This window comes from Croceicoccus sp. Ery15, from assembly GCF_020985305.1.
GTDB lineage: Bacteria > Pseudomonadota > Alphaproteobacteria > Sphingomonadales > Sphingomonadaceae > Croceicoccus.
In genome coordinates, this window is sequence record NZ_CP087588.1 from 1409693 (window position 1) to 1435387 (window position 25695).

Genomic DNA, 25695 nt, shown 5'->3' on the forward strand with positions numbered 1-25695 from the left:
ACATGTTTCTGAACAAACTGGCGCGCGCGTCGCGCATTCTGCTGGCCGGTGCGGGCGCGATGGCGTTGACGGGGTGCCTGTTCACGCCCGGCAAGTTCGATTCGCAACTGGTGCTGACCAAGGGCGGCCATTTCAGCTTTAGCTATGAGGGTGAGATCACCACCATGGGGCTGAGCCAGATGGCCGCGATGGACGAGCCGGAACCGTTCGAACCCGCCTGCTATGACGAGGATATGGAGCTGCGCGACTGCACCGGCGAGGAAATTCAGGAGCAGCAGGCCGACTGGGAAGACGAACAGGCCGAAGACGCGCGCGACAAGGAGCAATTCGCCAAGATGTTCGCCGGCATGGATCCCAGCGATCCCGAAATGGCCGAAAAGCTGGTCGCGTCGCTGAAAAAGATGCGTGGCTGGGAAGAAGTCTCGCATCGCGGCAATGGCGTCTATGATGTGAAGTTCCGCACCGATGGCATGCTGACGCACAGTTTCCTGTTTCCGGTGCTGGAAGACATGCCGGGGATGACGCAATTCGTGTCTGTCACCCCGCGCGCCGATGGCAGCGTGCGCGTAACGGCCCCCGGCTTCGGCGGCGACCAGTCGGGCATGGGACAGAGCATGTCGATGATGATGGCGATGGGCGCAGCAAAGAACAATGGCGGTGACGATACCGAAATCGTCCTGCCCGACGGCCAGTTCACCATCCGCACCGATGGAGAGATCCTGACCAACAACACCGACGACGGCCCCGTGACCGAAGGGACGCTGAAGGTGCTGCACTGGACCGTCGACACGACCAGCAAGGTCGCGCCCACCGCGCTGATCAGGCTGTAACGCGCGCCCATACGCGATCGATTTAATCCGGATCGGCCATAGAAAAACCGCGCGGAGGGCATGGCCTTCCGCGCGGTTTTGCTTGCCGTGTCCGCCGCGCTTTTCAGGCGGCGGTGCCAGCGTGCGGTGATCAGTTCACCGAGTCCTTCAGGCCCTTGCCGGCCTTGAACTTGGGCTGGGTCGATGCCTTGATGGTCATCGGCTCGCCGGTACGCGGGTTGCGGCCGGTCGATGCCTTGCGCTTGGCGACCGAGAAGGTGCCGAAGCCTACCAGACGAACCTCATCCCCTTTTGCCAGCGAGGCGGTGATCGCGTCGAAAACGCCTTCCACGGCCTTGGTGGCATCGCTGCGCGACAGTCCGCTGGTTTCGGCGACTTCGCTGATCAGCTCGTTCTTGTTCATTTAGGTAAACCCCCTTCAGTCAGGTTTGTCTTTATGGGTAACAACGATCCCTCCGCATTCGGCCGGAATCGAAAGCGCGGATGGCGGGCAAGTGAGCATTTTTTACACCGCTGTCAAAGCCAAAACTTGGCCTCAACTGGCGAAAATCCGCGATTCTTTGAACGAATGCGGCCTTAGATACGACGAGTTGAGCAGGCGCAGCAGAGCCTTGCCGAGAATGCTGCAACGCACCACGGGCCGACGGGCTTTTTATATGACAGAAAAGCGCAATTTACCGCTGGCGGGGCAAGGCGATTCGCCATCCCTGTCCCGCCAGCCTAATTAATGTGCGGTCGGCGAAAGCCCTCCGCCCGCAAGCCCGCTGGGCTGGCTGGCCAGATCGTCTTCCTCGCTCCATTCGATCGGCATGACCGGTTCGGCCAGGGCGCGGGCCAGCACTTCGTCGACATGTTCGACCGGAACGATCTCCAGACGCTCGACGATATTGGCCGGAATTTCGACCAGATCCTTCTTGTTTTCCTCGGGGATCAGCACGGTGGTGATCCCGCCGCGCAGGGCCGCCAGCAGCTTTTCCTTTAGCCCGCCGATGGCCAGCACGCGGCCACGCAGCGTGACCTCGCCCGTCATCGCCACATCGGCGCGCACGGGAATGCCGGTCAGCGTCGAGACGATAGATGTGACCATGCCGATGCCCGCGCTGGGCCCGTCCTTGGGCACCGCGCCTTCGGGAAGGTGGATATGGATATCCTTGTGGCGGAAGATCGACGGCTTGATGCCGTAATGCGGCGCGCGCGCCTTCACGAAGGAGAATGCGGCCTGCACGCTCTCGTTCATCACCTCGCCCAGCTTGCCGGTCGTCTTCACCGCGCCCTTGCCGGGGACGGTAACGCTTTCGATGGTCAGCAATTCGCCACCCACCTCGGTCCATGCAAGTCCAGTGACTGCGCCGATCTGGTTTTCCTCGTCCGAAACGCCGTGGCGGAACTTGCGCACACCGGCAAAGTCGCCAAGGTTTTCGGGCGTGATCACCACGCTCTCAACCTCGCCCTCAAGGATCTTGCGCAGGCTCTTGCGCGCCAGACGGGCAATCTCGCGCTCCAGCGTGCGGACGCCGGCTTCGCGCGTATAGAAACGGATCAAATCGCGCAGCGCGGGTTCGGTCAATTCGAACTCGCCCTTTTTCAGGCCGTGGGCCTCGACCTGCTTTTCGATCAGGTGACGCTCGGCGATCTCGACCTTCTCGTCCTCGGTGTAACCCTCCAGCCGGATGATCTCCATACGGTCGAGCAGCGGCTGCGGCAGGTTCAGCGAGTTCGCCGTGCAGACGAACATCACGTCCGAGAGATCGTAATCGATCTCCAGATAATGGTCCTGAAACTTCGCGTTCTGTTCGGGGTCCAGCACTTCCAGCAGCGCCGACGCCGGATCGCCGCGGAAATCCTGACCCAGCTTGTCGATCTCATCCAAAAGGAAAAGCGGGTTCGACGCACCGGCCTTTTTCAGATTGGTCACGATCTTGCCCGGCAAAGAGCCGATATAGGTGCGGCGGTGCCCCCTGATCTCGGCCTCGTCCCGAACGCCGCCCAGCGACTGGCGCACGAATTCGCGTCCCGTCGCCTTGGCAATCGAACGGCCCAGCGAGGTCTTGCCCACACCCGGAGGGCCGACGAGGCACAGGATAGGCCCCTTCAACTTGTTGGTGCGCGCCTGCACGGCCAGATATTCGATGATCCGGTCCTTGACCTTGTCGAGCGCATAGTGATCGGCGTCGAGCACTTCCTGCGCCTTGGCGATGTCTTTCTTGACGCGGCTCTTCTTGCCCCACGGCAGGCCGAGCAGCACGTCGAGGTAATTGCGGATGACGGTTGCCTCCGCGCTCATCGGCTGCATCGAGCGCAGCTTCTTCAGCTCGGAATTCGCCTTTGAGCGTGCCTCTTTCGACAGCTTGGCCTTTTCGATCTTCTCGGCCAGTTCGGCGAGTTCATCACCGTCTTCACCGTCGCCGCCCAGTTCGGACTGGATCGCCTTGAGCTGTTCGTTGAGGTAATATTCCCGCTGCGTCTTTTCCATCTGCCGCTTCACGCGGCCACGGATGCGGCGCTCCACCTGCAGCACGCCCAGTTCGCCCTCCATGAAGGACAGCGACATTTCCAGCCGCTTCACCGGATCCCGCTCGGTCAACATCGCCTGCTTGTCGGAAACCTTGGCGGCGATATTGGCCGCGACCGCATCGGCAAGCCGCGATGCATCGTCGATCTCGCCCAGCTGCTCGCCGGCATCGGCGGACAGCTTCTTGTTCAGCTTGGCGTAGTCGTTGAACTGTTCCAGCACCTGCCGCATCAGGGCCGACACTTCGGTCCCGCTGGCGGTAATTTCATCCATCAGCTCGACATTGGCGACGAGCATGTCGTTCTGCAGCGCCATGGATTTGACCGAGGCACGCTCCTGCCCCTCGACCAGCACGCGGACCGTGCCATCGGGCAATTTCAGCAATTGCAGCACGCTGGCGATCACGCCGATGTCGTAAAGATCGTCCGATGCCGGATCGTCGCAACCGGGGTCAAGCTGGGCGACCAGCATGATATCCTTGTCGCCCGCCATGGCGGCTTCCAGCGCGGCGACCGATTTTTCGCGTCCCACGAAGAGCGGCACGACCATGCCGGGGAACACCACGATATCGCGCAGGGGGAGGAGCGGGTAGCTGTTCATCTGTCACTTTCCGATTGACCGGCCGGCCGGACTGAAGTGCAGCCCCGCTTGCCTGATGGCGACATAACGACCGGGTTCATACAACGGCCCGATTGTCACCTTTTATACATGCGCCCGCCGCTGCGGGAGCCCGATGGCTCCGTTTTCGACCCTTTTATGCCGTTTGCGCGCATGAAATGCGCACTGGCAAGCCGCTTTGGCAGGCGTTTCCCGCAGAATATGGGGCATATGCGGCACGGGACAAGTTCCCCGCCGCACTAATCCGAACGGGACGAAACCGTCCCGTCGGAGCAGTCGCAAGACGCGCGATCAGAAACCCAGCTTCGACAGGTCGAAACCGGCGGGCAGGCCCGAACCCTGCTGCACCTTCTGCATTTCCTCGTTCGCGCGGCTGTCGGCGCGGCTGCGGGCATCGTTGAAGGCGGCCGCGATCAGATCTTCCAGCATCTGCTTGTCCGAGGGCACCATCAGGCTGTCATCGATGGAAACGCCCAGAATGCGACCCTTGGCGGTGCAGCGAATCTTGACCAGCCCGCCGCCCGATACGCCTTCCACCTCGATCGCGTCGAGCGTGGCCTGCGCCTCGTTCATCTGCTTCTGGATGTTCTGCGCGGCCTGTTGTGCGGCCTGGAACATTTCTTCCATCGATTTCATCACTTCGATCCTTATGCCTGCCGGTAGCTCGGAGCTTCGTCCGCCGTGCCACCATTGTCCATGCGCCCGTGTTCGAGCAGTTTCGCGTTCGGAAAGGCAGCCAGTGCAGCCTTTACCAGCGGAGATTCGTGAATGCCGCGCGTCTCCGCCTCGGCCCGTGCCTTGGCGGCTTCGCCCAGCGAGGGGGTGCCATCCTCGCCCGCGTCGGCCAGTTCGACCTGCCAGCGGTCGCCCGTGGCCTGCATCAGCCCGTCGCGCAAGTCGGGTCCGGCATCGCCCTTATATTCGGGAGAGAGATGGTAGCGCAGCCGTCCCTGCGCAAGTTCGACCACACGTACATAATCGCGCATGATCTGCCCGATGCGCAGCGCGCCCGCATTCTCGACGCTTTCGACCAGCGTTTCCCAATCCAGCCGTGCAGCAGGAGCCTGGGCAGTTGGCCCGCCCTGCCCGTCGGCCGCCGGCCCCGCGGCGGCAGGGCGCGAGGCGATATCGTCCAGCCTGCGCGCCAGTTCGCCCGGATCGGGCATGTCGGCGGCATGCATCACGCGCAGCAACGCCATTTGCACCGCGACCAGCGGATCGGGCGCCGTCCGCACCTCGTCATGGCCTTTCAGCAGCAATTGCCACAGACGGTGCAATTGCGCGGGACGCAGTTTCTCCGCCCATTGCGCGATGGCCTCGCGCTCCTCGGCCGTAGGGGCGTCAGGCTCTGAACCCTTGCCGCCCCTGCTACCGAGCTGGAACAGGGTGATCCGGTGCACCAGATCCATCTGTGCCCGCATCAACGCCAGCGGTTCGACCCCCAGCGCATATTGGTTGTCGATGACCGACAGCATATCCGCCCCGTCACCCGCCAGCAGAGCAGTCAGCAGGCGGCGCTGCACGCCCTTGTCGGCAAGGCCGAGCATCTCTCGCACCTGACCTGCGGTGACGAGCGTCCCGTCACCCTCTGTCGCCATATCAGCATGGGCGATGGCCTGATCCAGAATGGAAAGCCCGTCGCGCACCGACCCTTCGGCCGCGCCTGCGACCATGGCCAGCGCCTCGTCCTCGGCCTCCACGCTTTCTTCACGGCAGACCCATGCGAAATGGTCTTTCAGCATGGGCGCGGTAATGCGGCGCAGGTCGAACCGCTGACAGCGCGACAGGACAGTCACGGGCAGCTTGTCCACCTCGGTCGTGGCGAACAGGAATTTCACATGGGCGGGCGGCTCCTCCAGCGTCTTGAGCAATGCGTTGAACGCATTGCGCGACAGCATGTGAACCTCGTCGATGATGTAGATTTTATAGCGGGCAGAGACGGCGGCATAGCGCACCGCCTCGATAATCTCGCGCACGTCGTCGACGCCGGTGTGGCTTGCGGCGTCCATCTCGATCACGTCGATATGGCGTCCCTCGGCAATGGCGCGGCAGGGTTCGCACACGCCGCAAGGGTCGATGGTGGGGCCGCCGGTGCCGTCCGGGCCGATGCAGTTCAGCGCCTTGGCGATCAGCCGCGCGGTCGATGTCTTGCCCACCCCGCGCACGCCGGTCATCAGGAACGCATGGGCAAGCCGGTCGCGCTTGATCGCATTGGCCAGCGTCTGGACCATCGCGTCCTGACCGATCAGCTGCCCGAAGGTCTGCGGACGATATTTACGTGCCAGCACGCGATAGGGCTGCGCAGGCGCAGTGACGGGCGCGGTGGTGGAAGGTGCGACGGACCGGCTGTCGGTTTGGCTATCTGGTGAGGGTTCGCCCTGTGCAACGACAGGCGCGCCGAACAGGGCGTTCTGCCCCGCCGCTTCCAGTTCCGCTGACGTCGGTTGCGCTTCGCTTTCACCTTCCGGTTCAGCGCCAAAAATATCGGGTGAATCGCCCATGCCCGCCAATCTAGAAGCGCCGCGCGCGATTGTCGAAGGCGTACCGATAATTGCCTGTGGGATTATGCCCGACCCACGCCACGCAAACAATGAAAATCAGTTGCAATAGCGCTGCGCCGGTGTAATGGACGCTCGCAAGTTGCGGATGACTCGCAATAGAGGGTGGAATTTCAAGAATGCGTAAGCTGATCCCATGGGGGGCAGCCGTGGGGCTGCTATGTGTGACGTCTCCGGCGTGGGCCAATCCCGCGGCGGAAGTGCCGACCGACCTTTCGGTCGGTTCGATGTTCGCGCAGGCCGACTGGGTGGTAAAGCTGGTGATGATCGGGTTGATCGTCGCCTCGGTCGTCACATGGACCGTGTTCTTCGCCAAACATATCGAATTGCGCAAGGCGGGCCGCGATGCCGACGGGCTGCGCGATATGTTCGCTTCCGCCCGCTCGCTTGCCGATCTGCCTGCCGCTGCCGAAAACTCGCCGCTGGTCCGGCTGACGCGCGAGGAGCTGACGCAATCCGCCGATGCACTGGATGACCGCGAGGGGCTGAAAGAACGCATCATCTCGCGCTTTGACCGGCATGAGGCATTGCTGGCGCGCAAGATGACGCAGGGCGTGACCATTCTGGCCACTATCGGCGCAACCGCCCCCTTCGTCGGCCTGTTCGGGACCGTCTGGGGCATTATGAACGCCTTTATCGGCATTGCCGAAAAGCAGACGACCAATCTGGCGGTCGTCGCCCCCGGTATTGCCGAGGCGCTGCTGGCGACCGCGCTGGGGCTGGTCGCGGCCATTCCCGCCGTCGTCATCTATAACCATTTCGCCCGCCAGATCGCAGCCCATCGCGCCATCGTCAGCGACAGCGCCGCCGCGCTGCTGCGCCTTGTCTCGCGCGATCTCAGCCGCGACACGCTGCGCGCGGCACAGGGCTGATCGCCATGGCGCTTCGCCTTGCCTCTGACAGCGAAGACCTTGCGGTCGCGCACGAAATCAACGTGACGCCGTTCATCGACGTCATGCTGGTGCTGCTGATCATCTTCATGGTCGCCGCACCGCTGGCAACGGTCGATACCAGGGTCGATCTGCCGACCTCTAACGCGGCCCCTGCCCCGCGGCCCGACCAGCCGGTGTATCTGTCGATACAGGCGGACGGACAGATGACGGTGAACGACCGGATAGTCAGAACGCAGGATCTGGGCGCGGCGATTGCCGATGCGGCGGGGTCCGATCCCGAACAGCGCATCTTCCTGCGCGCGGACAAGTCCATCACCTATGACACGATCATGCAGGCGATGAACGCCTTGCGTTCGGCAGGCTATCTGCGCGTGGCGCTGGTGGGCGCGGAGACGGCGCAGGCGCAATGAGCACGGCAGCCGCCCCCATGGCCACGATGCCCGATACTACGCGCCATTGGGCGATGGCGGGCGCGGTTGCGCTGGCGGCGCATGGCGCGGCGATCGCGCTGGTCGTGGGGCTCGTCGCGCAGAACAGCGATCGTGCCGAGCCGGAACCGGTGATGATCGTCGAGCTTCCGCCCGAAGGCATCGAAACCGCGGCCGAGGCGGCAGCCGCCCCCGCGGCAGCGGCAGAGCGCGAACCGCAGCAGGCCGAACAGGCCCAACCGCAGCCGCAACCGGTGGATATTCCGCCGACCCGCGCGCCCGCGCCCGAACAGGCCGTGAACCTGCCGCCGCCCGCCGTGCCTGCACGACCCGCGCCGCCGCGTCCCGTGAAACAGCCCGTCCAGACCGCCGCCGCGCCCGTCGCGGCATCGGCCCCCGCCGAACGCGCCGCCCCTGCGGCTGTGGCCAAAGGCGCACCCGATTCCCCCGGCGACAACCCGCGCGCCAAGGCTGCGGAGACGGATTATTATTCGCTGCTGTCCGCGCATCTGAACCGCAAGAAAAAATATCCGACCGAGGCGAAGAAGGCGATGCAGCAAGGCATTGTCACCGTCCGCTTTACCGTCGCGCGCGACGGCAGCGTGTCAGGCGTCTCGATCCGCAAGACCAGTGGGCACGAATTGCTCGATCAGGCGACACTCGACCTGATGCAGCGCGTCGCGCCCCTGCCCCGCTTCCCCCGAAGCATGACGAAGGACAGCGTCACCATTTCGCTGCCCATCGAATACTCGCTCAGAACAGCCTGAAAACAGAGGAAATAATCGCATGAGGAACCTCAACAAGGGCGTGAAGCGCCCCGTAAGCCTGCGCCGTCTGGGGCGCGATGGCGCCGCAGTCGTCGGCCTGTCGGCCGCGATGATCGCCAGCCCCGCCTATGCCCAGAGCGTCGAGGATGACGAAGTCGTGCTCGACACGCTGCGGATCGAGGATGCGACCGCCGATGTGAACCCCAATGCCGAACCTGGCGCTCCCTACAAGGCGCGCACCTCGGGCGATTTCCGCCTGACGCGTCCCATCGCCGAACTCCCGAACACCATCTCGGTGCTGACCGAGGAACAGATCGAGGATTCGGGCTATACCGACCTTGCCCGCATCCTCGACGCGCAGCCCGGTGTGACCGTCGCCACGGGTGAGAACGGCAATGCGTTCGGCGACCGCTATATCATCCGCGGTCAGGAAGCGCGCAGTGACGTGTTCGTCGATGGCCTGCGCGATCCCGGCATGACGACCCGCGAAAGCTTTGCCGTCGATCAGGTCGAGATTTCCAAGGGTCCCAATTCGACCTTCGCAGGCCGCGGCACGGCGGGCGGCGCGGTAAACCTGATCACCAAGCAGGCGACCACCGATTACGATTTCATCAAGGCGAGCGCCGGCATCGGTAGCGACCGCTTTGTCCGCACCACGCTCGACGCGAACATCGTCGCCAGCGACACCATCGCGGTGCGCGCCAACGCGCTTTACGGCTATACCGAAATCCCCGATCGCGGCCCCACCGACCGCGAACGTCTGGGCCTTGCCGTTTCGGGAACCTATTCCCCGTCGCAGGATTTTGCCCTGACGCTCGACTATTACGGCCTGCGCGCCGAGGATAATGCCGACCTTGGCGATTACCTCGACGGCGATGCCAGCACCGGCGATCGCAAGCCTGTCGAAACGCCGGTCTATGCGCAGAGCCAGGATTTCCAGAAATCCGATGTCGATGTGTTCACCGGCCGTCTGGACTGGCGGATTGCCGATAATATGACGCTCAGCAACCGCATGCGTTACGGCATGTCGGACAATGGCTATGTCGTCACCGGCGCGCGCGGCACGACCACCGATGCGACCGATCCCAATGGCGAATACGATACGATTTCCTTCTCGACCCATCAGGGCTGGCAGGAAGTCGACTATTTCGCGAACCAGGCCAACCTGCTGATCGAAAGCGAGATGCTGGGCGGTCATAACGATCTGATCATCGGTATCGAATATACCGACCAGCGCGTGCTGAACGGCGTTTACGACGTACAGAACAATGGCGCGACCAATTGCGTCGTGTCGGGTCGCGGCGGCACCAACCCCAGCTGGTGCGGCATCGGTCCCGACGGGCAGGTCGTGAACGGCATCAATACCCTGCTGGGCCGCGACATTACCAAGGACCGCTGGGACCAGGACTGGCAGATGGAAACCATCTCGGCCTATGTCATGGACACGATCGACCTGACCACCGCGCTGACCCTGTTCGGCGGCGTGCGTTACGATCACTTCAGCTTCGATCTGGGCCTGCAGGGCAGCGATCTGGTCGAATCCGGCTATGATTACAGCGACGATTTCTGGAACGGCCATCTGGGCGTGACCTATCAGCTGTTCGAAGACGGCATGATCTATGCCTCTGCCGCAACGGCCGCCGATGTGAACTGCGGCGAATCCGACGTTGGCACCAATGCGGGCTATGGCGGCTGTATCGTGCTCGACGGGCAGATCGGCATGGGCAAGCCGGAACGCTCCGTGAATCTTGAGCTTGGCACCAAGTTCAACCTGTTCGACGACAAGTTCCTGCTGACCGCCGCGGTGTTCCAGATCACCAAGAGCGATGTGTTCGAGGCATCGGGCGGCGGGTATGAACCCACCGGCACCGGCAACACCGGCAAGAACCGCGTGCGCGGCGTGGAGCTGGGCCTTGCAGGCAATATCACGCCCGAATGGTCGATGCAGGGCGGCGTGACACTGATGGATGCCGAAGTGCGCGAATCCGCCAGCAATCCGGACAGCGTCGGCCTGACCCTGTCGAACTTTGCCGACTTCCAGGCGCAGTTCCAGACGCGGTACCAGATCGGCGATTTCGCACTGGGCTTTGCGGTGAAGCACAAGAGCAAGCGCTATGCCGGCCAGCCCGATACGGCGCCCGGCTTTGGCACGCGTGAAGACGGCAGCACCTATTACAGCCAGCCGGTTCCGGCCTATACGGTGGGCGACCTGTTTGCCGAGTACAAGTTCAACCGGAACATGGATTTCCGCCTGAACGTCAACAACCTCACTAACGAGGATTACTATACGGCGGCCTATCGCAGCGGCGCGTTCCTGTACAAGGGCGATGCGCGGCAGATCGTGGGCACGCTGAACCTGCGTTACTGATGCAATTGGCGGGGGGCGGTTCGTTCCGCCTCCCGCTTTTGCCCTGAATGGGTTAGGCACAGCCTATGCTGACCGTAATCGAAAACCTGCTGACCGCCGACGAAGTCCGGCATTTCCGCGCCCGCCTATACGATGCGGACTGGGCGGACGGCGCCGCTTCGGCAGGCACGCGATCGATCGCCGTCAAACAGAATTTACAGCTGGGCCGGCAGGACGAAACCGCGCGCGAACTGGGCGCGGAAATCCTGCGCCGTCTGGGGCATCATCCCCTGTTCGTCTCGGCCTCTCTGGCAGAAGTGATCTGGCCGCCGGTCTTCAACCTGTATCAGGACGGCGGCCATTACGGCACCCATTCGGACGCCGCACTGATGCGCCTGCCAGAAGCAAACCTTACGCTGCGCAGCGATCTTTCGGCCACGCTGTTCCTGTCCGATCCCAAGGATTACGACGGCGGCGAATTGCTGATCGAACAGGCTTTCGGCGCGCAGGCGGTAAAGCTGGCGGCAGGCGATATGGTACTTTATCCCAGCTCAAGCCTGCATCAGGTCACGCCCGTCACACGCGGGCAGCGCATTTGCGCCATCACATGGATCCAAAGCGCCGTGGCAGACACTGCCGCGCGCGAATTGCTGTTCGATCTCGACCAGTCGGTCCAATCGCTCTCTGTCGGCAAGGCCAAGGACGATCCCGATATCGACCGGCTGATCCATGTCTATCACAACCTGCTGCGCCGCTGGGCCAAACCGTGATGCGGGGCAAACGATTGCTGTTGTGGGCCGTGCTGGCACTGCCCGCCGCGTTGATGACCTACGACCTGCTCAGCGGGCGGGTGCTGGCCATGGACCTGCTGCATCCCAGCGGCGAGTTATCGGTGCGGCTGATGGTCGCCGCCATGTTGCCCGGACCATTGGCGGAATTCTTCGGCCTCAACCGCTTTTTCCGTGCTTGGCTGGCGGTCCGGCGCAATCTGGGTGTGGCGGCATTCCTTTACGGTCTGCTCCATCTGGCGATCTATGTGGCTGATATGCGCATGCTGTCCGCCATTGTGGACGAGCTGACTCTGCCCGCGATCTGGACCGGATGGCTGGCGCTGGCGCTGATGTCTGTGCCTGCCGCGATCAGTTTCAACGCCGCGATGCGCGCGCTGAAACGGCGGTGGAAGCAGGTGCAGATGTTCGTCTATCCCGCCTTCACACTGGCGCTGGTCCACTGGCTGCTGCTCGATTGGGCATGGCAGCCAGCCATCATTCACCTCGCCCCGCTTATCGCAGCGTGGCTGTTGCGCCTGATCGCGCGTAGCCGCAAGACACCGATAGAAAGGTCCGCCGTATGAAACGCACCCGCCAGTATCTCGCCCTTGCCGCCGCGTCCGTGCTTGGCCTCGGCATAGCCACTCCCGCGCTGGCCGATGGCGATGTCGTCTGCGGCGGCGGCCCCAAGGACAAGTGGCAGCCCGAAAACAGACTGAAGAAAGAGGCATGGCTGGAAGGCTGGGAAATCCTGAAGGTTCAGGTAGAGGGGGACTGCTATGAAGTCTATGCCCGCACCGAGCAGGGTCAGGCGATCGAGGCATTCTTTCACCCCGTCACCCTGCAAAAGCTTGTCGTGTTCCGCCGCGGGCAGGAAATCTATCGCGCCAAGGGGTTCAAAGGCTGACCGGCCTCGACCGGTATGGCATGTGCCGCAGCGGACTATGCGCTAAAGCAACGGCATGAACCGCCCAGTTTCCACCGCAGTAATGCCGTGCGACATTTTAGCCGCGATGTTTACCGTGCCGGTGGCCGCCATGCGGTGTGCGATACCGCTGGCCGGAGCCCGATTATGGCCCGCCGAAGAAGCCGCCATCGCGCAATCTGTGGCCAAGCGGCGCGACGAATTCGCGGCGGGGCGGGCCTGCGCCCATAGCTGCCTTGACCAACTGGGCCTTCAGGCCGGTCCGATCCCCGCAGGCGAGATGGGCATGCCGCTTTGGCCGAATGGCGTGACCGGAAGCATCACCCATAGCGCCGGGATCGCCATGGCCGTCGCCCTGCGCAATGGCGCAGTGCGGGCACTGGGGATCGACATCGAACCCGTCGGCAGCGTCACCGAAACCATGCATGCCATCGTGCTGACACCGGCCGAACGCGCCGCCCTCCCCTCGCAAGATCGCGCCATCGCCGCCACGGCGATCTTCTCGGCCAAAGAGGCTTTCTACAAGGCGCAGTTCCCGATCAGCCGCCGTTTCGTCGACTATTGCGAAGTCGCTGTGGAACTGGCGGAGGGGCGGTTTTCAGTTCAGATCCAGTCGGATGTTCCGTCCATCGGTGCGACAGGCCAGCGTTTCTACGGTCGCTGGTGCATGCTTGACGGCCACGTCCTGACCGCCATCGCACTTTAGCGTTCCGGCCCCGTTGCCCTGCAGGCTGCGAACGATGTAATCGGTCAATCGCGTAAGTTGCGGATCGTGCAGCAGGGCATGATGGCCGCAATCGAAGTGATAGACTTCCACCCCCGCGCAATGATTGCTCCAGCCGCCGGTGCCGGTGGGATCGACGAAGGTTGCCCAGAAGTTCTCGGCAATCGTGCCGCTGGCGCGGGTCCAGTGAATGGTTGCCGCAATATCGCTGGAAACATAGGATTTCTGCGCCTTTTCCGCCCGATCCTCGGCCAGACGCAGCCGGTATTCCAGCTCGGACTCTCCCTTCCGGCGTGTCGGCAGATAGCCGAACATACGGCGGGCGCGAAACTGCAAATGGCCTGGCACCTTACGCAGGGGCAGGCTGGCAATCTCGTCGAAATGACTGCGCCAGCGGGCACGCTGGCTGGTCAGATACATTGTGCCGGGCGCATAGGCATCGACCACCCACAAGGTCTCTACCGTCTGACCCAGCCGTTCCAGCACTGCCGCCACTTCTACCGCCAGATTACCCCCGGACGAAAAGCCGATTATCGTGAACGGCCCATCGGGCTGCAGGCGCTGCATCATATCCGCGACGATTTCGGCATAATCCTGCATCGTGGGCCAGCGGGTTTTGCCAAAGTCCAGATCGTGCAATTCAAACGCATAGACCGCACGGTCATCGCCCAGTTTTTGGGCCATATTTTCGAACTGCAGTGCAACCCCGCCCGCGCCGGGAATGCAGAATATCGCTTGCTGCCCCGGACTGCCGCGCAGGCGGACCAGCCCGTCGGGCAAATCCGCCGCGCCGCCGACTGGCAGGCGTTCGGCGATCTTGCGGATCGTCCGCCCCTCTACAACCGACCGGACCGGGAAGCGTAAGCCCATTTGCTGCTCCACACGTACCAGCATTTGCAGGGCGAGCAGCGAATGGCCGCCCAATGCGAAGAAATCGTCGTCGATCCCCACTTGCGCAATGCCCAGCATGTCTTGCCAGATCATTGCCATCGCGACCTCGATCTCGTTACGCGGGGGCGCGTGGTTGCGGCTGCTCTGCGCAGGCAATGGATCGGGCAGCGCCTTGCGGTCGATCTTGCCGCTGGGCGTCAACGGCAGCGCGTCGAGCGGCATGAAAATCGCAGGCACCATATAGGCAGGCAGGCTGTTCGCCAGATCCGCCTGCCACTGCGCGACATCGGGAACCCCGCCCTCTGCCACCACATAGGCGACCAGCTGCGCGCCCTGCATCGCATCTTCGCGCGCGATCACCACGCATTGCGAGACGCCCGAAAGCGTTTCCAGCCGCGCCTCGATCTCCCCCAGTTCGATGCGCTGGCCGCGGATTTTCACCTGAAAATCGCTGCGGCCCAGATATTCGATCGCGCCATCGGGAAGATAGCGGCCGATATCGCCGGTTTTGTACAGTCGCGCGCCTTCGCCGTCTGCGAACGGATCAGCGACAAAACGTTCCGCCGTCAGTTCGGGCCGGTTCAGATAGCCGCGCCCGACCTGTACGCCGCCAATGTGGATATGGCCGACAGCGCCATGCGCCACGGGGCGCATGTGATCGTCGAGGATGTGGATCGCCGTATTGGCGACCGGCCGGCCGATCGGCACGACCGTCCTTTCGCCGCCACGCTGACAGGTCCAATGCGTCACATCGACCGCAGCCTCGGTCGGGCCATAAAGGTTGTGAAGGTCGGCATCGGCGAAGCGGGCGAAGAAAGCCTGTTGCAGATCATGGCTCAACGCCTCGCCGCTGCAGATCACGCGTCGGATCGACGTGCATTCGTCTGCCGCCGGCTCCTCCAGGAAAACGCGCAGCATCGAGGGCACGAAATGCAGCGTTGTAATGCCGCTCTGACGGATAAGGTCGGCCAGATAGGCGCTGTCGCGATGCCCTTCGGGCCGCGCAATCACCAGACGCGCGCCCACCATCAGCGGCCAGAAGAATTCCCAGACCGAAACGTCGAAGCTGAACGGTGTTTTCTGCAACACGCGATCACCCGCAGTCAGCCCGTATTCGGCCTGCATCCAGTTCAGCCGGTTCACGATACCGCGATGTTCGTTCATCGCCGCCTTGGGCCGTCCCGTCGATCCAGAGGTAAAGATGACATAGGCAAGGTCGCCGGGCGCGTTTTCGACCTCCGGGCGCGTATCAGCCTCGCTCTCAAGCCCGGCGCCATCGGGTTCCAGTTCGATGACGGCACCCGTGAATGCGGGCAGGCCATCGCGCAGATGCGGCTGGCACAGCACCACGCGCGGGGCGGCATCGTCCAGCATATCGGCCAGACGCGCCGACGGCAGCGCAGGGTCGAGCGGCGCATAGGCCCCGCCCGCCTTCAGCACGGCATAGATCGCAACGACCATCTCAAGGCTGCGATCGGCACAAATCCCCACCAGCACATCGGGCCCGACGCCCGAACGGCGCAAGACATGGGCCAGCCGGTTCGCCCGCCGGTCCAGTTCGCCATAGCTGAGCGTCTTGCCCTCGAAATCCAGCGCTATCGCGTCGGGCGAGCGCGCGGCCTGCGCCTCGAATGCGGCATGCAGACGCTCGGGCGTGCCATAATCAACCCGCGTATCGTTGAATCGATGCAACAGGCGTGTACGTTCGCCGTCCGACAAATGCTCGACGGCGTTCAGCGATGCCGCATTCTCGCCTTCCAGCAAATCGGCAAGGCTGGTCAGCACCGCCTCTACACTCGCACACAAATCGGCGGGGGCGACGGGCGCGCGGGCCTGTGCCTCCAGCATAAAATCATCACCCAGATCGTCGACCGACAATTCCAGCGCGAAATTGGTACGTTCTTCAAACGCCAGAAGTTCAAGGCCCATTTGCGCAATGGCGGCCCCCATGGCGTGAACGCCCGTATGCGCCTCGTCACCCCTGATCTGCACATGGCGGAAATTGATGAGCGCGTTGAACAGCGGCGCGCCCGCACCAAGGCCGGTGCAATTCTGCGCCATCGACAGCGCCGCATGTTCATGCCGCAACAGGCCTGCCAATGCGCCATGCATGTCCGACAGCGCATCGCCGACCGGCCGGTCGCCCAGCCGCAGGCGTACAGGCAGCGTGTTGATCATCGGACCGAAAATATTGCGCGCATTCTCGCCCGCTTGCATCCGGCCGAACAGAACCGTGCCGAATGTCACATCCTCCCGCCCCGAACTGCGTGCGAGCACGATACCCCATGCAAGGTGGAACAGGCTGGCGACGCTGACGCCCCTGCCTTTGGCGAGGCTGCGCAATCGTGCCGCCAATCCGCCGCCCAGCCGCAGCCGCGCCTCATCGATCCCGGCGTCAGATGCGGTTTCGCCCAGCGCAAAGCCGATCGTCGGCTCGTCCACATCGCCCAGAGTTTCGCGGAAATATGCACGCGAAACATCGCTTTGCGCCTTTTCCTTCGTATGCGCCACGAAATGCCTGAACGGCAGAGGTTCGGGCAGTGACGCCCCCTGATCGGCCATCAGCGCGATGATCTCGCCGCTCATCAACTCGTCGGTGGTGTGGTCCTCTATCAGGTGGTGATGCGAACGCAGGATCAGCCAGCGGTCGTTTGCCTTGTCATGCGCATAAAACAGGCGAATGGTGGGCGCGCGGTCGACGAGCAGGCGATGGCGGCGCATATCGAACCGCGCCAGCAATTGCGCTGCAATGTCGCCGCCCGCGGGATCGAGCGCGAGTTCCTCCACCGGAACCTGCGCCTGGCGGCACACCACCTGCACCGGCACGTGCAACCCTTCGCCCAGAAAGGCGCTGCGCAAAATGTCATGCCGGTCCACCACGGCCTGCATCGCCGCGGCATATCGCATCACCTGTTCGCGCGAAGTCGCCGCCATCAGCGTGGTGACCAGATAGGGATCGCCCTTGGCCGTCACACGATGGTGATAAAGGATGCCTTCCTGCAGCGGGGTCAGCGGATAGATATCCTGAATATTCGCCGCGCCGCCCGGTATCGTGCGTTCGATCGTCGCGATTTCCCCTGCCGACAGATCGACAAGGTCCAGCATATCGGGCCGGATCGACGGGCAGTTGGCAGGGATGCGGCTGTGGCCCGAGAAACCCTCGGGCACATAGACCGTCGCCATTTCCGCCATGGCCGCGACAGTCGGGTTTAGAAAGATATCCCCTGCCGACAGGGTCAGCCCTGCGGCGCGCAGGCGTTGCAGCACCTCGATCACCAGCAGCGAGTAACCGCCCAGTTCGAAGAAATCGTCCTGTGCGCCCACGCGGTCCACGCGCAGCACATCGCGCCAGATACCCGCGATCAGTTCCTGCCGCGGCCCTTCTGGCGCGACAAAAGCAGCGCTGGCCTGCGCCTCACCCGGTTCGGGCAGTTTCGCCCGGTCGAGCTTCCCGTTCTCGGTCAGTGGCAACTGGTCCATCGGCACGAAATGCGACGGGACCATGTAGTCGGGCAGACCCGCACGCAAATTTGCACGCAGGCGCGGAACCAGTGCATCCATCGCCTCGTCCGTGACGAGATAGGCCACAATCCGCTGCTCGCCCGCGCAATCGGGACGGGCAATCACCGCGACATTGGCAATGGCCGGATCGGCGGCAATCTGCGCTTCGATCTCGCCCAGTTCGATGCGGAAGCCGCGGATTTTCACCTGATGATCGGCGCGGCCCAGATATTCGACCTCGCCCTCCTCGTTCCGCAGGGCAAGGTCGCCCGTGCGATACAGCCGCGCGCCCGCCACTTCGGAAAAGGGATCGGGCAGGAACCGTTCTGCCGTCAGTTCGGGGCGGTTGAGATAGCCCGACGCCACCCCCGCGCCGCCGACATAGATTTCGCCGCACACGCCGGTGGGGGACGGCTGCATCCCCTCGTCCAGAATGTGCATGGTCAGGTCGGGGATCGGCTCTCCGATGATGCTGCCGCGTCCTGCGTCCAGATCGCGCATGGAGACCGGGCGGTATGTGACATGCACGGTCGTCTCGGTAATGCCGTACATATTGATAAGGCGCGGGGCTTCGTCGCCATAGCGTTCGAACCATGGGCGCAGCGACTGGAACTCCAGCGCTTCGCCGCCGAAAATCACGTGGCGCAGCGCGTAACATGCGGGTTTTTCCGCCTGATCGGCCTGAATGAAGCGGCGGAAGGCCGAGGGGGTCTGGTTCAGCACCGTTACCCCTTCGTCCAGCACAAGGCGGCGGAAGCTTTCGGTGGACCGGCTTGTTTCGGCGGGCACCACCACGACGCGGCCGCCATACAGCAGCGCGCCCCAAATCTCCCAGACGGAAAAGTCGAAGGAATAGGAATGGAACAGCGTCCATACATCGCTGTCGTCGAATCCGAACCAGTGCGCGGTCGAATCGAACAGGCGCAGGACGTTATGATGGCTGACCGTCACGCCCTTGGGCTTGCCGGTGGAGCCGGAGGTATAGATCACATAGGCCGGATCGTTGCCCCTGCACGCGATCTGCGGATCGGTGCCAGCCTCTGTGCTGCAATCGGCGATATCGACCAGACGCGCGCCGCTGTCGTGCAGGTTGCCGGCCAGAGAAGCGCTGGTCACGATGATTGCCACGCCCGCGTCTTCGGCCATAAAGGCGATGCGGTCGGCCGGATAGACAGGGTCCATCGGCAGATAGGCAGCGCCAGCCTTGAGAATGCCCAGAATGCCAACCAGAATATCGAGATCGCGCCCGACATGCAGCCCGACCAGCGCGCCGTGCCCCACACCCTCGCGCAGCAGGCGATTGGCCAGCCGGTTCGAGAGATCGTCCAGCGCTGCATAGCTGAGTTCCAGATGGCCGCAGCTTGCGGCGATCCGGTTGCGGTTTTCCTGCACCACAGCGCGGAATCGGCCAATCAACCCGTCTTGCGGCGCAACAAGCCGTTCGCGATGCGCATTTGAACCCTTTGCGCTTGCCGTCGCACGGCGACGTTTGCCTTGCACAGGAAAGGCAGCCCCCCGCCTTTCATTTTCCGCCAACATTATAACCGATTTCGGCCGCATCGGCCTGCCCCCTCCAAAGAACCCATCGGTCGGCACCCGTAGAAAGCGCCCACGCACCGTCAGTTCTGAACGGTCGATGGAATTTACCCCGGAGGATGAGATACGAAAAACGCACTCCAGAATAAAACAGAGACTGGAATGCGTCCCATTTCGCTACTCTCGATTTAAAGATCAGCCAAAGGATCTTCGCATTGCAGCAATTCGAAACATGGTTAATTTGGGTCTAGCGCCTTTATCATGGATTACTGCGCCGTATTCATAAGCCCTGTTTAAGGAGAGTGCGTTCAACCTGCCAAGGCAGTCAGCTATCGATGCTGATCGCGCTGTCGGCTTGATAGATCGCAGTCACCCCCATCCTGCCGCCCCAGGGCGGGCATAGGGGATAGAATTTGAGGCCCGAAACCGCCGCGGTCGGCCGCCCGTCCATGCGCAGGCCAACCGGCCGGTGCCGGACGATCAGATCACTCGCCCTTGGCTGCCTCCTCGCTCACGACATAGAGATAGTCGACATAGGCCATCACTGCTTCGTCAAGGCCGTTGACCTTGGGATTGGCGCTGCTGATCAGGAACCATTCGTTCGGCGCATGTGCCCCGCCCCCGCGGCTCAGCCCGAATTGGGAGGCCGGCAGGTTCAGCGGCGGTCCGTTAAAGATCACGCCCGGCCAGCTGCCCGCATTGCGCGGACGGATGGAGTAGGGAATGCCGCTGCGTTCGAACAAGGTCTTCTGCGCGCGGATCAGCACGCTGTCCTCGTCCGTTTCGTTCGGGCCATAGCCGCCCGAAACCGTCACCTGCACATCGTCGAACCCGCGCTTGTCCAGATGCGCCTTCAGCTTGGTGACAGCCTCGTCCTTGGTCATGGCGGGGACCAGCCGGAATTCCAGCTTGGCCTCTGCCCGTCCCGGCAGAACGGTCTTGCCGCCCGTGCCGGTATAACCCGCGATCAGACCCTGAATATTGACGGTCGGCTGCGAGTAGTAACGCTCGAGGCTGGTGATATAGGGTTCATCGTCGATCCAGCGGCCAATGCCCAGCAGGTCCTTTTCCTGCTGCTCGGGGTTCATCTCGGCCCCTTCGGCGATCAGCTGCTTCTGCCGGTCGGTCAGCGGACGCACATTTTCGAACCAGCCGTCGATGGCAGGCGTATGGCCGTCGTCCGCGACCAGCGTGTCGAGCGCCTTGACCAGACGCCAGGCCGGATTTTCGATGCGCGAATGGTTCGACGAATGAATGTCGGTCTTGGGATATTTGTCCGAAGTCTCTCCGCCCACCACCAGCTGGAATTCGACCGCGCCCTTCGCGCCCAGCGTGATATTCGCGCCGCCATCCTTGCTCTGCGCGGCAGAGGGGATGAACACGCCGATCGTCTTGGCCAGTGCATCGCGCACTTCGGGTACGGCCACGACCTGGTCGAAATGGGTGGAGGCGACCTCTTCCTCACCCTCCGCCACCAGGACGAGGTTGACGGGAAGCTTCTTGCCGCTGGCCTGAATCGCCTTGATCGCGGCCAGAAACGCCATTTCGGGACCTTTCTGGTTGACCGCGCCGCGACCGACCAAGGTCATACCCTCGCCCTCGCGCTCGACCATCTGCCCTTCCAGCGGCGGGGAATCCCATTCGGCGGGATCGAACTGTTTGACGTCATACATGAAATAAAGGCCGAGCGTGGTATCGGCCCCCGCGTCCAGCGTTGCAAAAACGGCCGGCACCCCGTCGGTCGGGATGATCTTGGCCTGCTGGAAACCGGCGTCGAGCGCCAGTTTTTTCATATAGTCCGCACCCTCGGGCGTATTGCGCTTTTCCGCTGCGATGGTCGGCAGGGCGATCCAGTCGCGCAAGGCCTGAACCGTGGCATCGTGCTGCTGCGCGACAGTGCCAAGGATCTGGTCCCGATCGGGCGTTTGCGCCGCAGCGGGCAATGCCGAAGACGCCAGCAGCGCCGCCACCAGAACACGCGAAATCCGTATTGCCATATTCAACCCCCGGTTGCCAAAGTCCGCGAAGCTAACAGCGAACCCGTCTTACGCAACTCGTATCACGGGCTTTTCAGCCTGACCGCCGCCAGGATGGCACGACACTCATCACGGCCAGCACGACCAGCGCTGCCAATGCGGCAAGGCCGAGGAACCAGACCGGCCCCAATTGGCCCCCGCGCGCCAGACAGCAAGTGACCAGGCCCAGTGCCAGAAGAAGCCAGCCGCCGCTCCGCAGCGCAAGGCGGCGACCGGCAGGCAGCTTGCCGCCCAGCATATCGCGGTAATGCCGGTCCAGCGAGAGGGCGAGCGCGAGGAAACCGAGGCAGATAAGGATCGCAGACAGAAACAGCATCGGCATTTACTCCGCAGGAACGCTGGCAACAGGCCGGGCCCGTGGCGGGCGTGCGGCAGACGTCCGGGACCGCTTTTGCCAAAGATGAAACAGCGCATAGATCAGGCTGCCCCCGAACAGCAGGGCCGTCAGGTCGAACCCGGCGACCAGCCAGTTGCCCTGCCCCACGGCAGCGGACAGCCCCATACCGCCCGTCATCGGGTTCAGCAGCGGCAGGGTCACGAACAGACCTCCCGCTACCGCCAGTTGCTCTTGCCATGCGGAGCGGGCGGGACGGACCAGCGCGTGCACCAGTGTCGCTGCCCAGACGCCGAAGAATACCGCAATCTCGGTGTCCACGCGGTCTGGCGCATCGGCGGCGACCAGACGGTTGGCCCAGAAATAGGCACCGGTCGCCAGCGGCAGGCCCGCGACGGTGGCGATATTCAACCCGTCGACCAGCCGGTGTCCGAAATGGCCAGCGGCCCCGCGCCGCTTCTCCGCACGCTTCACCGACCAAAGCACCAGCCCCGTGCCCACCATGACGGTGCCCATCACGCCCGCCGCGAAATAGAGCCAGCGCAGGCCCCATGGTGCAAAGCGGCCGAGATGAAGCGCGCTCATCACACGGTCGGCAGCGACTATTCCGTTATCCGCCATCTCGTCCGAGCGGTCCGTCATCGCGCCGCTGCGCGCATCGAACTGCATGGCCCGCCCCGGCCCGCCGCCGGGCCTGAGCAACAGGCTGTCATTGCGCTGGATTGCCAGTTCCACGCTCTGCGCTTCACCTCCGCCGCGCGTGATGGACAGGCGACCCGCCGGAACACCCCATACGGCCTGTGCTTCTGCCAGAATCCGGTCGATCGGGATCTGCCATCCGGACTGTCCCGAGCCCGTCGCTGGCGCGGCTGCAACTGCGCCGTGATCGTCACCGCGCCCATGGCCGCCGCGCCCGTCGGACGCCCATGGCAGCAGCGTTCCGCCCAGCAGCAACAATCCCGAAAAGGTGATCATGATGTGGAAAGGCAGCGACAGCACTGCCATCGCATTATGTCCGTCGAGCCAGCTTCGCTGCCCTTTCGCGCCGCGAAAAGTGAAGAAATCGCGGAATATCTTCTTATGGGTGATGATACCGCTGATGATCGCGACGAACATGGCAAAGGTCGCTAGGCCGACGATCCAGCGCCCCCAGTCGCGCGGCATGGCGTAAAGCTGGTAGTGGAAGCGATACAGGAAATCGCCGCCAGCCGTTTCACGCGCATTCAGTACCTCGCCCGTTTTCGGATCGAGAGTCAGGCCCGGATCGCGCGGACGGCCGCCGCGCGCATTGGCGCGACGCGCGGCTTCCTCTGCTGCAGCCCTGATCTGGGCATCGGCGCCAGAAATTGCGGAATTCTGGACAGCGCCTTCGCCTCTATGGCCCGATCCGGAGCGATCCGTCCGTCCGCCGGGTTCGCCGCGTTCGCTGCGTCCGTTTGCAGTACCCTCGCGACCGCCTTCGCCGCGACGTTCGCTTTCCCATGAAATGCGCAGGGAAGGATTGCGCTCGCTTGGCAGGTTGATACCCCATTTCGACGCATCGGGGGCAATGGCATTCAGCCGCTCCATCCCCAGCCGTGCAGCCTGTTCGGCAGAAACCGGTGCCGCGCGGTGCAATTCGGGCTGCATCCAGATGGTCACTTCCTGCCGGAAGAACGCGATAGTGCCGGTGAAAAAGATGGCGAACATCAGCCACCCGAGCAACAGACCGGCCCAGCCGTGTAGCCAGCTATTGCTTTGCCGGATACCGCCCTTCATGCGCCGCCTCCGGCCTTGCCAAAGGCGAAGGCCGCCACCAGCAGGACCCCGGAAGCGCCACCGATCAACATCCAAGCCCGCGTGGCGCTGCGCATGGAAAAGGCCGCGATTGCCGCCGCGCCAAACAGGATAAAGCCGATCATTTCCCCAAGCGATGTCGCGGTGCGCCCGCCGTCGGGCCACAACCGCACGACCGCCAGCAGGCACGCGCTGGCCAGCGCATAGCTGCCGAAAATTCCAAGAATGGTGCGCGAGACGATTTCGCCCCGCCGCATCGCATCAGGCTTTGCCATCGATGATCGAACCTTTTGTCAGAAACGGGCAGTCACACCCACCCAGACGCGTGCCGGATCGATCAGATAGGCATATTCGTCATAGGTAAGCTGCTTGTTGAAGACATTCTGCACGCCGCCATGCAATTGCAGGCTGGGTGTCAGGCGATAGGACGCGCCCAGATCGACCGTCGTATAGGACGATGCGACGATATTCTCGCCGCTGATCTGCGCCTCGGTCACGGCTTCCTCGCCGCGGAAGATCGCACGGACATAGCCGCTGAACGCCTTGCCCGGCTTCCAGTTCAGCGATGCGCTGGCCTGTTGCTTGGGCGTATCGTTCAGCGCCGCGCCCTCGTTCGCGCCCGAAAGCTGTTCGGAATCGGTCAGCGTGCCCGTCACCGCCAGATCCAGCGTGGCCAGCAGCGGCAATTCGACCGATGCCTCCACGCCGCGCACGCGGGCCTTGTCGACATTGACATAGGTCGTCGGCGGGCGGCCAAGCGAGCTGAGCGGCTCGTCCACGCACCACGCCCCTGCCTCTTCACAGGTTACGCGGGTGATCTTGTCGTTGAACCGCGTGTCATAGGCCGACAGGCTGGCCTGAACGGGCCCGCTTTCGAACAGCAGCGATGCCTCCACCGTGCGCGAGGTTTCGGCCTCCAGATCGGGATTGCCATAGATCGTGCCGCCACGGCTGGTCTGTCCCCAGTCCTCCAGCGTCTGGCGCAGGTTCGGCGCGCGGAAGCCCTGCGAATAACCGCCTTTCAGGGTAAAGCGTTCGGTGAAGTTCCACACCGCATAGATACGCGGCGTCCAATGCGTGCCGTAAAGCTCGTCATCGTCCATGCGCAGCCCGCCGGTCAGCTTCAGATTGTCGGTGACCGACAATTCGTTTTCGGCAAACAGGGCCCAGTTCAGCCGCGCCGTACCCGTGCGAGTAGAGCCCGACAGCCGGTTACTGGTCAGATCGGTCAGATCCTCGTTCCGGATAAATGCACCCAGGGTCAGCACATTGGACCGCAGAGGCACGGTCCAGATCGACTGGCCGACGATATTCTTGATCTGCTTCTCGCCCTCGATATGGGTGGCATCCTCATATTGCAGATAGGATTCCGATCCGACCGCGCCCCATTTTCCGCTGTGGCTCACCGACGCGACCCAGCGCTCTTCGGTCATGGTGGATTCGGTGCCGATCGGCGCGTCTTCGGTGATTTCGACCGATTTGCCTGCGGTGGACAGGGTCTGCTGGCGGTAATAACCACCTTCGACGATCAGCCGGTGACCTGCCCCCAGATCGAAACCCAGCTTGCCGCCCAGCGATTCATCCTCACGCTGCGGCGTGCCGTCGATCACCATATCCTCGGCGCGACGGTTAAGCGATCCGCTGACCTGCAGGCCCACCACATCGCCGATCAGCGGCCCGCTGACATAGAAATTGCCGTCGCCGTAATTGCCGAAATCATCATCGGTCTGCAGCGTGCCGTTGACCCGCACCGATCCGCGCCATTCGCTTGCCACGGCGCGGGTGATGATATTGACCACCCCACCCATCGCATCGGAGCCATAGAGCGAAGACATCGGCCCGCGCACCACCTCGATCCGCTCGATCGATTCCAGCGGCGGAAGCAAACCACCTTCGCTGATACTGCCGCCATTCGTGCGCGATTCCCGCGCGCTCAGCCGCTTCCCGTCGACAAGGATCAGCGTATATTGCGGGGCCATGCCGCGAATGGAGATATCGCGGCTGTTGCGTTCGCCCTGCGTGACGGTGACGCCGGGGATTTCAAGCAAGGCATCGGTCACCTCGCGGTATGGCAGACGCTCCAGATCCTCGCGCGTGATCACGCTGATCGATGCGGGCGCGTCCTTGACTTCCTGTTCGCGGCTGGTCGCGGTGACGACGATGTCGCTTCCCGTGCTTTCGGCAACGGTATTCTCCGCTGCGGCCGCCACGGGCGCGAAAAGGCTGGTGCCCATCATGGCAGAACCGGC

General features: G+C 63.2%; 19 protein-coding genes. 9 read left to right on the plus strand and 10 right to left on the minus strand.

What is annotated here, in order from left to right:
- Positions 1 to 2 precede the first annotated feature (2 nt).
- Positions 3 to 830 (plus strand): hypothetical protein, encoded by an 828-nt coding sequence (locus LOZ77_RS06915; RefSeq protein ID WP_230281439.1) that lies wholly within the window; start codon positions 3 to 5, stop codon positions 828 to 830.
- Positions 831 to 960: 130 nt separating this feature from the next.
- Here LOZ77_RS06915 and LOZ77_RS06920 read toward each other — a convergent pair whose 3' ends face one another.
- The 4 genes from LOZ77_RS06920 to LOZ77_RS06935 all read right to left on the minus strand — a co-directional run bounded on the left by LOZ77_RS06920 (position 961) and on the right by LOZ77_RS06935 (position 6461).
- The gene (locus tag LOZ77_RS06920; RefSeq protein WP_230281440.1) at positions 961 to 1233 is read right to left on the minus strand and encodes an HU family DNA-binding protein; all 273 of its coding nucleotides are present in this window, start codon (positions 1231 to 1233) and stop codon (positions 961 to 963) included.
- Between the two features lie 321 nt (positions 1234 to 1554).
- Complete coding sequence (lon, locus tag LOZ77_RS06925; RefSeq protein ID WP_230281441.1) at positions 1555 to 3942, minus strand: endopeptidase La; 2388 nt, start codon at positions 3940 to 3942, stop codon at positions 1555 to 1557.
- 309 nt (positions 3943 to 4251) lie between these two features.
- Complete coding sequence (locus LOZ77_RS06930; protein ID WP_230281442.1) at positions 4252 to 4596, minus strand: YbaB/EbfC family nucleoid-associated protein; 345 nt, start codon at positions 4594 to 4596, stop codon at positions 4252 to 4254.
- A gap of 11 nt (positions 4597 to 4607) precedes the next feature.
- Positions 4608 to 6461 carry a DNA polymerase III subunit gamma/tau gene (locus LOZ77_RS06935; protein WP_230281443.1) on the minus strand — a complete coding sequence of 618 codons (1854 nt, stop codon included), beginning with the start codon at positions 6459 to 6461 and terminating at the stop codon, positions 4608 to 4610.
- Positions 6462 to 6637: 176 nt separating this feature from the next.
- Between LOZ77_RS06935 and exbB the strand changes: the two genes are divergently transcribed.
- From exbB to LOZ77_RS06975, 8 genes are all read left to right on the plus strand, one after another.
- Positions 6638 to 7390 (plus strand): tonB-system energizer ExbB, encoded by a 753-nt coding sequence (gene exbB, locus LOZ77_RS06940; RefSeq protein WP_230281444.1) that lies wholly within the window; start codon positions 6638 to 6640, stop codon positions 7388 to 7390.
- Between the two features lie 5 nt (positions 7391 to 7395).
- A complete protein-coding gene (exbD, locus tag LOZ77_RS06945; protein WP_230281445.1) occupies positions 7396 to 7821 on the plus strand; it encodes a TonB system transport protein ExbD in 426 nt (141 codons plus the stop codon).
- Positions 7818 to 8606, plus strand: coding sequence for an energy transducer TonB (locus LOZ77_RS06950; RefSeq protein ID WP_230281446.1), 789 nt, complete (start codon positions 7818 to 7820; stop codon positions 8604 to 8606). The genes exbD and LOZ77_RS06950 overlap by 4 nt, the downstream gene beginning before the upstream one ends.
- Before the next feature lie 19 nt (positions 8607 to 8625).
- Entirely contained in the window at positions 8626 to 10974 is a 2349-nt protein-coding gene (locus LOZ77_RS06955) for a TonB-dependent siderophore receptor (protein WP_230281447.1), read from the plus strand.
- Between the two features lie 65 nt (positions 10975 to 11039).
- The gene (locus LOZ77_RS06960) at positions 11040 to 11723 is read left to right on the plus strand and encodes a Fe2+-dependent dioxygenase (protein WP_230281448.1); all 684 of its coding nucleotides are present in this window, start codon (positions 11040 to 11042) and stop codon (positions 11721 to 11723) included.
- Positions 11723 to 12307 (plus strand): ferric reductase-like transmembrane domain-containing protein, encoded by a 585-nt coding sequence (locus LOZ77_RS06965; RefSeq protein WP_230281449.1) that lies wholly within the window; start codon positions 11723 to 11725, stop codon positions 12305 to 12307. Before LOZ77_RS06960 ends, LOZ77_RS06965 begins: the two co-directional genes overlap by 1 nt.
- Positions 12304 to 12630 carry a PepSY domain-containing protein gene (locus LOZ77_RS06970; protein WP_230281450.1) on the plus strand — a complete coding sequence of 109 codons (327 nt, stop codon included), beginning with the start codon at positions 12304 to 12306 and terminating at the stop codon, positions 12628 to 12630. The genes LOZ77_RS06965 and LOZ77_RS06970 overlap by 4 nt, the downstream gene beginning before the upstream one ends.
- A gap of 55 nt (positions 12631 to 12685) precedes the next feature.
- The gene (locus tag LOZ77_RS06975) at positions 12686 to 13354 is read left to right on the plus strand and encodes a 4'-phosphopantetheinyl transferase (protein ID WP_230281451.1); all 669 of its coding nucleotides are present in this window, start codon (positions 12686 to 12688) and stop codon (positions 13352 to 13354) included.
- Here LOZ77_RS06975 and LOZ77_RS06980 read toward each other — a convergent pair.
- The 6 genes from LOZ77_RS06980 to LOZ77_RS07005 all read right to left on the minus strand — a co-directional run bounded on the left by LOZ77_RS06980 (position 13247) and on the right by LOZ77_RS07005 (position 25683).
- Complete coding sequence (locus LOZ77_RS06980) at positions 13247 to 19180, minus strand: non-ribosomal peptide synthetase (RefSeq protein ID WP_230281452.1); 5934 nt, start codon at positions 19178 to 19180, stop codon at positions 13247 to 13249. The two genes, LOZ77_RS06975 and LOZ77_RS06980, sit on opposite strands and share 108 nt — an antisense overlap.
- A 605-nt stretch (positions 19181 to 19785) precedes the next feature.
- Positions 19786 to 21297, minus strand: a complete 1512-nt coding sequence (locus LOZ77_RS06985) for a M20/M25/M40 family metallo-hydrolase (RefSeq protein WP_230281453.1) — start codon at positions 21295 to 21297, stop codon at positions 19786 to 19788.
- 73 nt (positions 21298 to 21370) lie between these two features.
- On the minus strand, positions 21371 to 21652 hold the full coding sequence (locus LOZ77_RS06990) for a DUF3325 family protein (RefSeq protein ID WP_230281454.1): 282 nt from the start codon (positions 21650 to 21652) through the stop codon (positions 21371 to 21373).
- 6 nt (positions 21653 to 21658) lie between these two features.
- Positions 21659 to 23428, minus strand: a complete 1770-nt coding sequence (locus LOZ77_RS06995) for a PepSY domain-containing protein (RefSeq protein ID WP_230281455.1) — start codon at positions 23426 to 23428, stop codon at positions 21659 to 21661.
- Entirely contained in the window at positions 23425 to 23721 is a 297-nt protein-coding gene (locus LOZ77_RS07000; protein ID WP_230281456.1) for a hypothetical protein, read from the minus strand. The genes LOZ77_RS06995 and LOZ77_RS07000 overlap by 4 nt, the downstream gene beginning before the upstream one ends.
- Before the next feature lie 18 nt (positions 23722 to 23739).
- Positions 23740 to 25683, minus strand: a complete 1944-nt coding sequence (locus tag LOZ77_RS07005; RefSeq protein ID WP_230281457.1) for a TonB-dependent receptor domain-containing protein — start codon at positions 25681 to 25683, stop codon at positions 23740 to 23742.
- Positions 25684 to 25695: the final 12 nt, after the last annotated feature.

Excerpts from the sequence above, each read along its gene's own strand:
- lon (WP_230281441.1), bottom strand. The coding sequence starts at position 3,942 with ATGAACAGCTACCCGCTCCTCCCCCTGCGCGATATCGTGGTGTTCCCC.
- LOZ77_RS07000 (WP_230281456.1), bottom strand. The coding sequence starts at position 23,721 with ATGGCAAAGCCTGATGCGATGCGGCGGGGCGAAATCGTCTCGCGCACC.
- exbB (WP_230281444.1), top strand. The coding sequence starts at position 6,638 with ATGCGTAAGCTGATCCCATGGGGGGCAGCCGTGGGGCTGCTATGTGTG.
- LOZ77_RS06975 (WP_230281451.1), top strand. The coding sequence starts at position 12,686 with ATGAACCGCCCAGTTTCCACCGCAGTAATGCCGTGCGACATTTTAGCC.
- LOZ77_RS06920 (WP_230281440.1), bottom strand. The coding sequence starts at position 1,233 with ATGAACAAGAACGAGCTGATCAGCGAAGTCGCCGAAACCAGCGGACTG.
- exbD (WP_230281445.1), top strand. The coding sequence starts at position 7,396 with ATGGCGCTTCGCCTTGCCTCTGACAGCGAAGACCTTGCGGTCGCGCAC.
- LOZ77_RS06990 (WP_230281454.1), bottom strand. The coding sequence starts at position 21,652 with ATGCTGTTTCTGTCTGCGATCCTTATCTGCCTCGGTTTCCTCGCGCTC.
- LOZ77_RS06985 (WP_230281453.1), bottom strand. The coding sequence starts at position 21,297 with ATGGCAATACGGATTTCGCGTGTTCTGGTGGCGGCGCTGCTGGCGTCT.
- LOZ77_RS06965 (WP_230281449.1), top strand. The coding sequence starts at position 11,723 with ATGCGGGGCAAACGATTGCTGTTGTGGGCCGTGCTGGCACTGCCCGCC.
- LOZ77_RS06995 (WP_230281455.1), bottom strand. The coding sequence starts at position 23,428 with ATGAAGGGCGGTATCCGGCAAAGCAATAGCTGGCTACACGGCTGGGCC.
- LOZ77_RS06915 (WP_230281439.1), top strand. The coding sequence starts at position 3 with ATGTTTCTGAACAAACTGGCGCGCGCGTCGCGCATTCTGCTGGCCGGT.
- LOZ77_RS06970 (WP_230281450.1), top strand. The coding sequence starts at position 12,304 with ATGAAACGCACCCGCCAGTATCTCGCCCTTGCCGCCGCGTCCGTGCTT.
- LOZ77_RS07005 (WP_230281457.1), bottom strand. The coding sequence starts at position 25,683 with ATGATGGGCACCAGCCTTTTCGCGCCCGTGGCGGCCGCAGCGGAGAAT.
- LOZ77_RS06950 (WP_230281446.1), top strand. The coding sequence starts at position 7,818 with ATGAGCACGGCAGCCGCCCCCATGGCCACGATGCCCGATACTACGCGC.
- LOZ77_RS06955 (WP_230281447.1), top strand. The coding sequence starts at position 8,626 with ATGAGGAACCTCAACAAGGGCGTGAAGCGCCCCGTAAGCCTGCGCCGT.
- LOZ77_RS06960 (WP_230281448.1), top strand. The coding sequence starts at position 11,040 with ATGCTGACCGTAATCGAAAACCTGCTGACCGCCGACGAAGTCCGGCAT.
- LOZ77_RS06935 (WP_230281443.1), bottom strand. The coding sequence starts at position 6,461 with ATGGGCGATTCACCCGATATTTTTGGCGCTGAACCGGAAGGTGAAAGC.
- LOZ77_RS06930 (WP_230281442.1), bottom strand. The coding sequence starts at position 4,596 with ATGAAATCGATGGAAGAAATGTTCCAGGCCGCACAACAGGCCGCGCAG.